Annotated in this window: 16 protein-coding genes; 11 read left to right on the forward strand and 5 right to left on the reverse strand. The window is 55.1% G+C overall.

The window, feature by feature from the left end:
* The 5 genes from ESO89_RS06650 to ESO89_RS18930 all read left to right on the forward strand — a co-directional run.
* Positions 1-1,794: TaqI-like C-terminal specificity domain-containing protein (locus ESO89_RS06650; RefSeq protein ID WP_206731736.1), on the forward strand; the 1,794-nt coding region annotated here is incomplete at its 5' end.
* A 120-nt stretch (positions 1,795-1,914) separates the two neighbouring features.
* On the forward strand, positions 1,915-2,508 hold the full coding sequence (locus tag ESO89_RS06655) for a hypothetical protein (RefSeq protein WP_128904788.1): 594 nt from the start codon (positions 1,915-1,917) through the stop codon (positions 2,506-2,508).
* A 1-nt stretch (position 2,509) separates the two neighbouring features.
* Positions 2,510-2,980, forward strand: a complete 471-nt coding sequence (locus tag ESO89_RS06660; protein WP_128904789.1) for a hypothetical protein — start codon at positions 2,510-2,512, stop codon at positions 2,978-2,980.
* Positions 2,977-3,360 (forward strand): hypothetical protein, encoded by a 384-nt coding sequence (locus ESO89_RS06665; RefSeq protein ID WP_128904790.1) that lies wholly within the window; start codon positions 2,977-2,979, stop codon positions 3,358-3,360. Before ESO89_RS06660 ends, ESO89_RS06665 begins: the two co-directional genes overlap by 4 nt.
* A gap of 25 nt (positions 3,361-3,385) precedes the next feature.
* Positions 3,386-3,796, forward strand: coding sequence for a hypothetical protein (locus tag ESO89_RS18930; RefSeq protein ID WP_241686141.1), 411 nt, complete (start codon positions 3,386-3,388; stop codon positions 3,794-3,796).
* A gap of 81 nt (positions 3,797-3,877) precedes the next feature.
* Here ESO89_RS18930 and ESO89_RS06680 read toward each other — a convergent pair whose 3' ends face one another.
* From ESO89_RS06680 to ESO89_RS06695, 4 genes are all read right to left on the reverse strand, one after another.
* A complete protein-coding gene (locus tag ESO89_RS06680; RefSeq protein WP_164932758.1) occupies positions 3,878-5,215 on the reverse strand; it encodes a phospholipase D-like domain-containing protein in 1,338 nt (445 codons plus the stop codon).
* Between the two features lie 469 nt (positions 5,216-5,684).
* The gene (locus ESO89_RS06685; RefSeq protein ID WP_128904792.1) at positions 5,685-6,149 is read right to left on the reverse strand and encodes a hypothetical protein; all 465 of its coding nucleotides are present in this window, start codon (positions 6,147-6,149) and stop codon (positions 5,685-5,687) included.
* Positions 6,150-6,155: 6 nt separating this feature from the next.
* Entirely contained in the window at positions 6,156-6,470 is a 315-nt protein-coding gene (locus ESO89_RS06690) for a repressor phrH2 (protein WP_241686142.1), read from the reverse strand.
* 21 nt (positions 6,471-6,491) lie between these two features.
* Positions 6,492-6,824 (reverse strand): phage repressor protein, encoded by a 333-nt coding sequence (locus ESO89_RS06695; RefSeq protein ID WP_128904794.1) that lies wholly within the window; start codon positions 6,822-6,824, stop codon positions 6,492-6,494.
* 202 nt (positions 6,825-7,026) lie between these two features.
* On the opposite strand from ESO89_RS06695, the gene ESO89_RS06700 reads away from it, so the two are divergent.
* The 3 genes from ESO89_RS06700 to ESO89_RS06710 are packed head-to-tail and all read left to right on the forward strand — an operon-like array spanning position 7,027 to position 8,043.
* Complete coding sequence (locus tag ESO89_RS06700) at positions 7,027-7,242, forward strand: hypothetical protein (protein WP_128904795.1); 216 nt, start codon at positions 7,027-7,029, stop codon at positions 7,240-7,242.
* Positions 7,235-7,573 carry a PadR family transcriptional regulator gene (locus ESO89_RS06705; RefSeq protein WP_128904796.1) on the forward strand — a complete coding sequence of 113 codons (339 nt, stop codon included), beginning with the start codon at positions 7,235-7,237 and terminating at the stop codon, positions 7,571-7,573. The genes ESO89_RS06700 and ESO89_RS06705 overlap by 8 nt, the downstream gene beginning before the upstream one ends.
* On the forward strand, positions 7,570-8,043 hold the full coding sequence (locus tag ESO89_RS06710) for a hypothetical protein (RefSeq protein WP_128904797.1): 474 nt from the start codon (positions 7,570-7,572) through the stop codon (positions 8,041-8,043). Before ESO89_RS06705 ends, ESO89_RS06710 begins: the two co-directional genes overlap by 4 nt.
* Before the next feature lie 566 nt (positions 8,044-8,609).
* Here the strand turns inward: ESO89_RS06710 and ESO89_RS19265 are convergent.
* On the reverse strand, positions 8,610-9,131 hold the full coding sequence (locus ESO89_RS19265; protein ID WP_128904798.1) for a hypothetical protein: 522 nt from the start codon (positions 9,129-9,131) through the stop codon (positions 8,610-8,612).
* A 60-nt stretch (positions 9,132-9,191) separates the two neighbouring features.
* Between ESO89_RS19265 and ESO89_RS19270 the strand changes: the two genes are divergently transcribed.
* The 3 genes from ESO89_RS19270 to ESO89_RS18940 all read left to right on the forward strand — a co-directional run bounded on the left by ESO89_RS19270 (position 9,192) and on the right by ESO89_RS18940 (position 12,431).
* Positions 9,192-10,970 carry a plasmid replication protein repH gene (locus ESO89_RS19270; RefSeq protein WP_128904799.1) on the forward strand — a complete coding sequence of 593 codons (1,779 nt, stop codon included), beginning with the start codon at positions 9,192-9,194 and terminating at the stop codon, positions 10,968-10,970.
* Positions 10,970-11,518, forward strand: a complete 549-nt coding sequence (locus ESO89_RS06725) for a hypothetical protein (protein ID WP_128904800.1) — start codon at positions 10,970-10,972, stop codon at positions 11,516-11,518. Before ESO89_RS19270 ends, ESO89_RS06725 begins: the two co-directional genes overlap by 1 nt.
* A 124-nt stretch (positions 11,519-11,642) precedes the next feature.
* On the forward strand, positions 11,643-12,431 hold the full coding sequence (locus tag ESO89_RS18940) for a hypothetical protein (RefSeq protein ID WP_241686144.1): 789 nt from the start codon (positions 11,643-11,645) through the stop codon (positions 12,429-12,431).
* Positions 12,432-12,495 lie beyond the last annotated feature (64 nt).

Genomic DNA, 12,495 nt, shown 5'->3' on the forward strand with positions numbered 1-12,495 from the left:
CCTTGGGTATCAAACTGGGAGATTACTGAAACGGACGAAGACCTTCCAGAGCAACTTGAAAGACTGTACCCAGAGGTGACAACTGGTCATTGGGACCTGTTCGTCCTTTTCATCGCGAAATCAATCAGCCTCACTCGACTCGACGGATATCACTCTTTCATCACGCCGTCCACGTTGGGCACCGAAAAGTACGGTTCCGTACTTCGTGAGAAACTCATCGAGGAACACACTCTGACGAAGCTAATTGGGTTTGGTGAGCAGAAAGTCTTCCCAGAGGTTGATCGACAGTGTATGGTGTATATCCTCTCCCCGGAGAGCAGAAATCAAGAGTGCGATATTGTCCAATACCGTGACTCAGAGTTCTCTGTGGAGCATTCGCTAGATCCCCGGGAATTCTTAGAATTCTCGAATAACTCACTCCGCCTGGATATCTCGCCGTTAGATCTGAACATTAAGAATAGAATGGAATCGGGAGGCGTCCGTTTGCGAGAGGTATGCTGTGTGAATCCCGGAGTCGTTGCGCATAGTGCTGAAGACAGCCCGCGTGATTTCGGAAAGGATGACGTATTGACGCAAGAAGCCGGTGAGGGCCATGTCAAGTACGTTTCTGGATCAGAGATCGGCCGCCACAGAATAGAATGGAACGGCGATTACATGATGTATGACGAGTACAAGGAACACTTCCACCGGCCAAAATTCGAGGAGTTGTTTGAGAGTGAGAAGGTGATGGTCTCAGGTATCAGCGGCGCTGGAAGTAGTGTTAAAAGTTGTTACGACGACTCGGGCTTCTATACAAATCACAATATTCTCCAGGTAGTTCACTGGGACGAAGAGATACTGAACCACCGCAGTCCACAGGGTTACGAGATTCTAGAGACATTAGACGAGTACACAATCAAATTCCTTGGAACGCTCCTGAACTCAAAGCTGATCAGCTACTACTTCGCAACGTTCCTGGCGACTGGAACACTCCAAGGGAGCTACTCAAGCGTGTATCCCGAGCAAGTGCGGCAGATTCCCATCCAAAAGCTCCCAGAAGACGGCGAAGAGAGTAATATCGAGATAGAAGAGCAGCCGGATCTCTCTGACATAGAGTCGAAATTGGTAGAGGCGGATCTTACAAATCCCGTGTCTGCTAGGGATCTCCTGGGTGCGCTGTTAACCACCATTCGTGATTACAACGACCGGAGGGTGCAGTTGTCGCTCGATATCTTGGGGCACTTTGGTACCACAGAAACGGAGGTATCGCTGACGGATAGCGGCCTCATTCAGCCGGTTGGTAATTCGACTACTATCCTCGGGGAAACGGCCGAATCGCGTGAGAAACTTCGGGTCGGCTCTGCTCGGACCGGTCGGGAGTCCACCAACACGGTCCTCGTAGAAGCCACAGCTCGCTACAAGCCCGACGAGGAAGACGCACACGAGACGGATCAGTGGGGCTACACGGAGACGGAGTACCTGCCGGCGTTCCGGATCACGGATCTCACCGAACGGGAGGCGGACCTGATCGATCACTTCGTGCCGGTCGCCGTCGACGAGGCGGGCGGCTTCGCGAACTTCCGCGAGACGGCGACGAAAACGAACTCGCTGATCGACCGGCTGAAGGCGATCGAGTTGCCCGACGTCGATGACGTGGCCGACGACCTGGAGAACTACCTGGAGACGAAGGAGCGCGCCGAGCAGTTCGACGCGAAGATCGAGCAGACGGACCAGCTTATCGACGAGATCGTGTATGAGCTGTACGGGCTGACCGACGAAGAGATCGAGATCGTTGAGAAGGCTGTCGGCGAGTAACCTTCGGGAAGGTGAAAATTGTCGTCTACCTTTCGACTTGGGTACGATGTACCAGATTTTATTACCGCAGACGCAACTTGTAGGCACAATGGACGATTTCGTATACACAACGAGGAAACTATGAGCGATGAACAGATCGAAGATGAGCCGGATGTCTGGGCTTCTATCCTTGCGTATGGTGGATTTGAATCTACTGACGACGCACTGGAAACGCTAATTAAACTTCGGGATGTGGATTTTGGAGATGTCTTTACCGACCAGGATACCGAGTTAGATTCAGAAGGAGACGAGGGGATCTCGATTCAGTTTTATCATGAAGATATCCCAACACGACTCCGATTGGCTGTTGACGCTGATAATGAACTGAGCGTTCGACTGACTGTCTCTGGGGACAACTGTGAGCACGCTGAATCGATATTAAATAAGATACTAGAGGAAATTGAATCAGTTACCGCTGACGAAATAACGGTGTTTTATCAGAGTTCTAGAGAGTTCGTAGAATTGGAACTCCCGATTAAGGAATCAACAGAGTTCAGAGTCACAGGGATGCGACTAGATCATGATGGAGTAGATCATATAATTCAGGACCGTGAATCAAATACCACGGCGACATCAACATATGAATTAGACGAAGAAATCGAAGACAGTGTTGATGATTCGTTTGTTGGCGGAAGGCTGGAGCAGACTAAAACGCTCATAGAAGAGGTGTTATAACATGGAAATAGAACAAGACACTCCTGGCTGGGGAGACACGGCAGGGCCATCACGTGGTAAAGAAGTTATACATAGCGAAGAGAGCCAAGTTTCAGGCATAGTCCAGCAGAGCGGGAGTGAGCTAGATCTTCCATATGAGGATGTTCTCCTTTGGGAGCTTGGAGAGCTAGAAGACCATGACGACACCCTCAATGTTGAAAGAATCCCACCAGAGCCTCTGTTCTACCTGGCAAAAATCGTAGGCATTCCTTCAGTAACTGAAGTATATCTTGATCAGGTTCATGAGTCTGAACTCAAGATATGGACCGTCCTAAATGAACGGGACTACGACACTATGGACGATCTTTATGAGATAGAACTCACAGTAAAAAGCAGATTCCCAATGACTAGTGTCAACTTCCGTGTGACAGTTGACAGTGAAACAGGCCCGAGTGTGAGTGAAAAAAGCATGAGGATATACAGCACTAAATGAGCGATTTCTCCCACATTTCGGGAGCAAGAGAGAACGAAGAGCTTGCGGATTCTCTCGATTCATCTGAACCAGAAAACCGGAACTGGATCGTGACTATACGGTTCTATAGCTACGTTCATTATATTGAAGAGATTCTTGAGTCCTATAATTATTCATCAAATACACATAAAGAAAGGAAAGATAATATTGAAAGATGTAATGGTATAGATCGAACAGCATACAAGATTTATCGGTTCTTAGAAGACATCAGCCGAGATGCGAGATATGAATGCATTCGGATGGGAGAATCTGAACTAACCAAGACCGAGGAAAAGCTTAGCAGAGGGAAAGAAGCTCTAGGAATTGTTGGCAGCGGTGGTGATCACAAATACTCTACATAGTTCCAGCATAATCTCTTTTTTACGTTTGACAGACGTAGAGGAAGCATCTTCAACATCCAACTACTTACCACTCACATATCGGTATTCGCGGGATCTCTTATCCAAACCCGGCCCACCAGTCTGGCCGCGTAGCGTAGCTCCGTCGAAGCGCCGGAAGCGGCCGAACGAGATCGACATCGACGTAGCCGTGATCCCACGCCGTGACCGACCAGTAGGTCTCTGCACGCTCGTACGTGTCCGAACCCTACCGAAGTATCCGACGACTGAGGACTCGCTCGTCGATCAGTTGAAGACGAGCGCATTGCCGGCTGTCGACGACGTGGCCGACGATTTGGAGAACTACCTAGAGACGAAGGAGCGCGCCGAGGAGTTCGATGTGAAGATCGAGCAGACGGACCGGCTTATTGACGAGAGCGTCTACGAACGGTACGAGTGACCGACGAGGAGATCGAGATCGTCAAGGGGACGGTTGGTGACTGAGCCAAATTCGTGTCCTCTGAAACTTCTATAATAGCAGCTAGCTATTTCGGGGATTCAACTTATCACCGCTACTCCACATTTCATCGAAGGCCTCAATAGCTTGTTCTACCGCGTCGGGATCTTTCGTATAGATGCCGCTATTAAATTCGTCTGCGAGCTGATCTCGCGTGAGATCGGCGGATGAAACCAATAGCTCCCGATCGTCCGCGATAACCATCCGGGCATGTACCAACTGGTGTTCATGCACGTTGCCTTTGGTCCGACGAGCCAGCTCGTTCATTACGGCATTCGCCATCTTTCGTCGTTCCCCCCGCGATGAACCCGTGTTAGTGAGTATTTTCACTTCGACATCTGTGTCGGATTCTACGATGTCAATTAGATCCTCATGGAGCATGTCAATTCGAAGTGAAGAAATGCGGAGTTCCTCCTCTGAGGAATTAATCATCGACTCTGCTTTCTGCTGGATCTCTCGTTTACGACCCCACATTTCCATCGCAGGCAACGTGGAGACGAATTTAGATCTAGTTCGTTCCTGTTCTTTCTCCGAGAGACGGTTTTCCCATTCACGTTCGAAACCAGAGACACTGTATCCGTGGCCGATCGCAGTCAGTGAATTCACGACATATGAAGGTGTCATTACCGCTCCGTAGGAGCGTTCTTCTTTCGTGTAATAGTCCTCACTTGTTAGGTCATCAAAATCAGATTCTTCTACAGTTTGATTGAAGTTAGCACAGTAGTCAACAAGTCGGGATTCAATAGAAGTAGCAACACTTTGAGGAAGTGAGTATTTACGATGCTGTATTGAGGCTTCTAAAAGCTCTCCTGCTAGAATCACGCGATTATTTACAATGGTTGTGTGGTCGTCAACTATTAGATCTTCAATATATTGTAACCATGTTCGGGTTATATTCTCATACTTTTGATAATTAAGTTCCATAAGCCCAAGAATACCCGGAATGCTATTGATATCCTGTTTATTATAATCCTCATCCGCGTTGTAGTTCTCTAAGAAATGATTACAGGCTCTCTGTGTTGCCTCAGAATCTGGATCGATGTGTACAAGTGAACGGAATTGTCTTGGATGTTCATTAGCAATATGTCCTGAGAATTGTTGTTTTTTCTTTTGTACATTATGAATCAATTCAATGTGTTCAGTACAAGACTTCGGCTTCTGATTTTCAATATAGAGCCTGTAGAGCGGTGTGAGGATATTGCTGAGCTCAACTAGAAGATAATCAGCGAAATTCGCGTCCAGATCTTCTCCGAACTGATTCAGGAAAATTTCTGCTTTATCGCTATCAAAACGATCTAATATCCAGAAAGCTGGCGCATGTCGGACGCGATATTCCTCAGTCTCTGAGTAGAATTCCTCCAAGTTCTCTAGTGTCCTCGTGACAGTCGGAGAGCACTCTTGTAGCTTGGCTTCATTCATTCTTGTCGTACTATACAGTAGTCGGCTGGATTATTCTTCGGCTTTTGTATCGATCGAACTCAAAACGAAAATGTATACCGACATGAGTCGAACTAAGCTAAGGTGTACCTCAGACGATTCGCACAGTTGCGAACTGATTGGAATTTCATAGCGCGTGCGGCGGCGCTGTGAGCGTTCCGAGTGAACCGAGGCTGAACTACTTCTATTGGATCCTTATTGGCTGTTCGCGTAGATTGTCACGATGACATACGTGACAATCATCACAGCCAAAGCAAGCCCGATTGTTTGGAGGCTATTGAGGAACTGTCGGCCGAAGCTAGTTTCCGCGAGAAGAGGGGCTACCTGCGTAAGGAAATAATAGAATATGTAGAGGATCAATCCGAGTCCAAGAATATCGACAAACCTAGGAGAGTTACTGCTCATGTTCTGATTCCTCGCTTTCCTTCGTTTCATCATCTGTACTGGGGGTGTTTGATACTTGCTCTGTATGTGAGCCTTTTTGATTGGGGTTCCTCGATAAGCGAATAGCGGTGAAATCGGTCTCTCTAGCTATATCGGTAATCGCCCCGAGTACGATGAATGAAAGTGGTAAGATGAGAAGAAAAAGAGCGCTCTGAACGAGTGTTAGAGTGTCTGTAATCAACGTAGCGTAATCCTGTTGCGTCAGTATATCAATGGCACTAAAACCAGCAGAAACCAATACCACACCGGCGAGGCCAATCGAAATAAAAATAACTCCCTGCTCAACTGGCCTCGTTTCCACGCTCTCGTCTCTGTAGTACTGAATAGACACTTGAAGAAGAACCAAAACGAGCGGTAGCAGTATCGAGACTATCTCAAGAATTCGAAAAGCAACTGCTGAGGTGTCCAGGCTCACGCTTTATCAAAACCCCGCCCACCAACCCGGCCTAGTGGCGTGAGGCGGCCGGGGACCGGGCTCGGGAACGTCGAGTCCGGGGTCGGAATCCTCATTCAGATAGAGCCGGCCCCATGTCGTGATCGTCCAGTAGGTCTCGAACCGCCCCTCAACGATCTCTTGCTCGTAGCGATCGACGAGTTCGGCGTCGAGCAACACCTTACAGCGCTCGGTGACGCGACCGGGGCTGACGGTGCCGGTGAGATCGAAGCCGATCTCCCAGGCGTCGGCGTCACCCTCTTCGGCGAGCTGTTCGAGGATGCGATCGTCGAGTTGGACCATCCAAGAGGGTAAAGACCGCATTCAGGTTGCGCCCCCGTTGGACTCTCCGGGAACGTCACCGCTGTCGGTAGCGGTCACATCGCCGGCATCGTCATCGATGTAGCGCCATTCTTGGGTGTCGAGGCGACCGTCGAGATAGGCTTCTCCATCGTCAGTGATGACGTATATCCCGTTACCGAAATGTTTGGCTAGACCTTCCTCAGTTAACCGTTTACAGCGTTTATCGATGTACTGTCGTGAGTAGTTGATCGGGCCTTCGCGCTTCATTTCAGCCGGAGAACCGGACTCATGTTCAGATAGATACTCAAGGACCCTATCATCGACAAGGGTCATCCAGTCTCCAGAATGTCTCATGAAAGATATCCAGTTGCCCTCCGCTGTATTATGACCGAATAGCAACTCATATTGATGAAAGCATTAAATAGACTGTCCAGCAACTATAAATGCTTTCAGCATAGAGTAATGCTCACGGAGCCCGAGTGAGAAACTCTCGGCAATGTGAGAAAATGTAGGACCCCGGTCGCGGCGTCCTAAGCGCCCAACCGGGTCGGGTTCTGTGCTGAACCACAGAACCATGCCAATAAAGGCAACTGCGGGGCTTAAGCCCTGCGCGACGACCGAGGAACTGTACGAGAACACCAACCACGGCTGCAGACTATGTGAGGCGTCGGCGGACGGCTACGACGCTACCTTCGACGGCCCACTCTGTCGCACGTGTGCGACCGCGTTCAGCGATTTCTACGAGAACACCGTGGAGGGCCAGAATGAATAACACCCGTTCCGAGAGCGACACCACCCACCTGTTCGCCGATCTCTCAGCACGCCACCGCGACCTCCTCTGGGTACTCTCTCAGCGAGGCACGAGCGAGAGTCTCCCGTTGAAGGAGGCGCTCAACGGCTACTACACCACGCCGATCGAACACGGCTGTTTCTGTGAGACACTCGACGACCTCGTCGACCGTGGTCTCGTCACCAAGCAGGCACACGATCTGCACACCATCGAGTACACCCTCACCGAAACCGCCCGCCGCGCGCTGTCCGCTCGCCAGGCGTGGCAAGGTGGCCACCGTAGCGACACCACTGCGGAGGGGCAGAACCAATGACCAACGGCCACCCACTACCCACAGACAGCCACCAACTCGCGCGCATCCCCCTCGACACTGAGTACCTCGCGTGCCAAGTCTGTGGCCGGTCCTTCCACGAGGGCGACGATGTCACCGCGTACGCCTACCGGGCGGCAGGCGAACCTGCCTACGAGATTGGCTACCTCATGTGCGAAGCCGATCGCCACACGCATCCGACCGTCTTCACGCGTGGCGTTCGCGAACACGTCGTCACGGGACACATGGGGACGTGTGCAGACGCCCAAACGCAATCGACGTCGTACGTCCTCCTCGATCCGACTATCGTCGTCACCAGCCCGACGACGACAACTGACACACACGTCCATCCGGACACGCCCACCGAACGGGAGCCCGAGCACACGAGACAGCGGGAGCCAACGCCGTTCCTAACGGCGATCCGGGATCACGCCCGGTCTGATGGCGGACGACCAGACGGGGGCCACGAGTGATGGCGACTCGCCGCACCAGCTGCAGGTCACTGCGAGTGACGCACCACACACTGCGGTGATCACTGGTGACGACACGTCAATCCGCGGCCGCTGAGCGAGGGGTCCGGCTCATCACCAGCGACTCCGACATATCCACTGACGGGATCGTCTGTCCAGCAGTCTCACCACGACTGACTGAGTGGGTCCCGGAGCTACTCACTGCCCTCCGGCCACGAAGCCAACAGACTGTCCGCCAGCACGCTACCAGCGACGACCCGTTTCGGGCAAGCTCGGCGATCCTCTCTGCGATACACCCAGAGTGGACCACCACCACGGACACGTGGGGTGACGACACCGCCGAGGCCGTCGCCTACACACGCGCGATCGCGGCGCTTGCGCTCACGTACGTCGACGTCGACCCCGATGCGTTGTCGGCGTACCATCGAGAGCGCTACGCCGACCTCACCGACACTGTCGAGTCTGTGGGCACCGGTCGTGGCCCGGTCAACGGTGACCTTGGCGCACTCGCGAAGGGGCCGGTCGCGCTCCACCGCGACCTCGACAACGACCCGCAGCCGCTCACCCTGCTACTCGACGGAAAGGCGTGGACGGATCTCACCGATCGCCGGACGGGCGTTCGCGCGCTCGCGGCGATCGCCGTCCTCGGCGACGGCTTCGACGTGCGCGTCGTCGCGTCGCCGGCACTCCAGCGTGAGCTGACGCGTCGCTACCCACGGTGGAGTGCGATCCACCTCGATCTTACTGACGACCGGGATCGGTCCCGTCGTGGTGGCCCCCGCAGTCGCAACCAGGAAGCGCCCACAGACGCACACCCGGCGTGGACGGCACTCGATGGCCTCACCACAACGCCGGGGAAACGGCGACTCCTCGGCAACCTCACTGCCACCCATGGCCGTCGCTACCGGGATCTCGAACACGATCACGCAATCGACATCGAGGCGGGAACCGTCAGCCGGTATGTCCTCGATCTCGAAGATCGTGGCCTCGTCACCGTCGACCGTCGCGGTCAGCACAACACGGTTCGACTCTCCGACCGTGGCGAAACGGCGGTCAGCCAGTTTCTCGACGCTGACAACGAGCTTGTGCATCCAAATCAGCGCCGACTCGATACAGGTCTTACCGAGACCACTCACGAGTCTACAAGTACAGTGTCCCCCCGCCGGGAGGGCCATGGAGAGGACACACCCACCGCAATCGATGAGTGGGTCGCGACGACCGGTGACCCAGACGGCGAGGCCGACTACGTCCAATGGCTACAGCCACCGGATGGATCCCTCGATGCCCAGTCGATCCACCGGCGATTTGCCGCCGCAGCCCGCGGCGACGGAGTCACACTCGTCGACGACGACCTCACACCGTTCGACGACGGCCGGGTCACGTACCTGAGCCACCACAGCAACGGGGCGGTTGTTGTTGCCCAGTGGGGTGGACCCCTCGCCACGTTGGGACGTCTCGCGGCTGCCTTACTCAGCGACAAAGCGCTGAGTAAGATCCTCACGCCATCCCGAGTTGGTCGTGAGTTCGCGTCGATCCACGACGGTGTCACGGATCACGATCCGGGTCGAACGCTCCGTCGGGGTCACCAAGTCGGCTGGTTCAGCGAAAGCGAGGAACAGTACGACATCTGGCGACAGCGTGTCACAACCGTTCGCGACGGACACCTCGCTCGGCTCGCCCGCCTCGTTGGAAGTAGCGACACAGTCGCCCGTGGATCGCTGTTCGAGGATCTCCACGGGCTGGTTGCGACGGCCACCCATCTGTACCACGCTGCGGGCATCGATCTCACGATCACACTCCGGGTCCCGGATACGGCGTCGCTCGCCGCCGACGACAATCGACGGCACGACTTCTGTGCGTTCCTCCGGCACACGGTGCCGAAACAGACCGTCTACGGGGTTCACTCGGGGTATCGGATGCTGTTTGAAACGCGTCCGTCGAAGCTGAAGCGACGCCTTCCGTACGAGGTTGAGGAAGGTGCCACGGTGGATATGACCGCTTCGTGGGTGCTTGCGGGTCCGACGATGACCGCGTTACAGCCGACACTCACGGAAGTGTTGGATGCAACCAGCGATGCGGTTCGCGAGCCGATCGCCGACGGGACTGAAGCCGCACCGGAGCTCGCGATCGCGGTCCGTGATGGAACCACCTACAGCGCCATCCGCGATGTCGTCGACGACATTGCAGGTGCCACCGACACTGAGTGGGCTACCAGCACCCGCCGGCGGCTCGTCCGGCGCTGTCTCCGGTCGTTCGGCCCGTCGGAGTCACCAGCCCGGGCGTCGCCGTACGACGCCGCAGAGAGTCTTCTGCGGGCCATCACACACACAGGTGACGGCCCCGATAGCGACGCGGTTGAACGGGCTGCAGCACAGCTTCCGGCCGATCGGTTCCGCCCAGATCTCCCGCCGACGGCGACCAAGCTGTACGCGACGCTCCTCCGAACAGCTGAGCCGTGCGGTCGGAGTGAACTGATTAACCGGGCGGGGATCTCCGGGAGTAGCTACGACCGGCACATCGAGACGATTGCAAACCTATGCCGAGTGCAGTCTGTTCCGGCCAGTTCACGCCAGAAATGGACGGTAACGCCAACAGTGACGCCGGAGGGGCAGGCCGAACCACTGCCCACTCCGGTGTGGTGGAGTGGATACGGCACGGCCGTGTCACGACCACCAGCACGCACCGCCTACAGCGCATCGCAACCCGTTCCGGTGAACACACGCCAGCCACACGCCTGGCTGAACCGACTATGCAGACACACCGGTCTCCACCCGACAGCTGAACGAGTAACCTCTAGCTGGTGGCTCTGGCGACCAGACGCGACGCCGACACTCCAACAGACAATGTACACTCCAACACACGCAGTCCGAACCGAACAGACACCCGACCAGACGCAGTACTCCGCGACGATTCGAGGCGGTGATCGCTAATGGAAGACATTGACAGCCATATCGAAGAAGACGTTACAGCGGGACTCATCGAACACTTCGAGGCTGGTGGCTGGACGACAGCAACAGAACGATTCTCTGACGATGGCTCTGGCCGGATCGATCTCCTCGTTGAGCATCCAGCCATCGGCCGCATTGGGATCGAAATCAAAACATTGCACGGATACTCGGGCCGAAGTTATGCAGATGGCATTGCACAGCTACTGCGCTACCGAGAACTGGAGTTTGATGGGGAGCCACTCGATTACTGGGTCTTTGATCCAGTGGTTGAGAACCGTCGCCGCCTCGGTTCACATGGGGGGCCGAATTTTAAGCAATTCCAAGATCTGATGCAGGCAATGGCCAATCGGCTCGGACTCGGCTATCTTAACCACTTCTCCGAGGAACTAGTCTTCCGCGCATCGCATTCACGGTTGGCCATCCCCGTTGCCGATCCAGAAACGGTCTCAGCGGAGATGCTGGCATCAATAGACGAGTTGGTTACGAAACGAAACCAGGAACTCCCAGGCAAACAGGGGGACGAACGGTGAACGCACACACAGCCTGTGGCGGTCCACTTTCGCTCCGTGCCAAGGGACTTATTACAAGCTCGCTGTACCCCAAATCCGAATCGCTCTGATGTCTACACACCGCCTCGACACGACTGCAAGCGACGTGAGTTCGCAGGTGTCGGTCTATAGTGGCGAGGAAGAGCGCCTCCTCGACCGCGCCGAGCGAACGGCGACGCCGACGGAGCTGGTCCTCGCGCCGACCGAGTTACACCACCGAAACCTACAGCGGCGGCTTCGAGACGCGGCACGCCCCCACAATGCGTTTGCGTTCGTCGATCCAGAAACGGTCGCAGAAGACCTCCTCGAAGCCGCCTCGCTAACACCAACGAGTCTCGACCGCGTTGATCGCCTTGCGATTCTCCAGTCGATTCCGGCGGATCCCGCTGATCAGCCTCCGGGGCTCCGCCCCCTACTTGCTGCCCGCCGAGACACCGGTCCACAGCACCTCGAACAGGTCCGTTCAGAGATCGAGTCGATGACGAACTTTCACCCAACGCGGATCGAGGCGCTCCGGGACATCACCGATGACTTTGCACACCCGATCGCGGACGATGCGACCACACTGATTGACGGCGGCCTCGCCGTCGAAACGTGGCTTCGCGGTCGGACAGCCAAAGCGGTCTCGAAGACGGCCCTCGTGCGACGGGCAACACGACACCTCGATCGATCGGATGGTGACACGTGGACTGCCTGCTACGCCGACATCGAACGCGTCTCGCTCGTCGGTGTCAGCAGCATCTCGGCACCACACGCCGACTTCCTGCATGGGCTCTGTACGGCGACAGACGTGGATATCGAGATCCACCTCCGGCCTGGAACCGGCGAGTATCTCTCTGAGCGACTGCCGGATCTCCTTGCCGTTGCGTCGCCAGGCCAGGAGGGTGATCTGTGACTCACACGCACCCCACATCGCTCACAGCTGACCGAGAACCGCCGTCGTGTCCCATCGTCGAACT

The organism is Halorubrum amylolyticum (assembly GCF_004114995.1).
GTDB classification, from domain to species: Archaea; Halobacteriota; Halobacteria; order Halobacteriales; family Haloferacaceae; genus Halorubrum; species Halorubrum amylolyticum.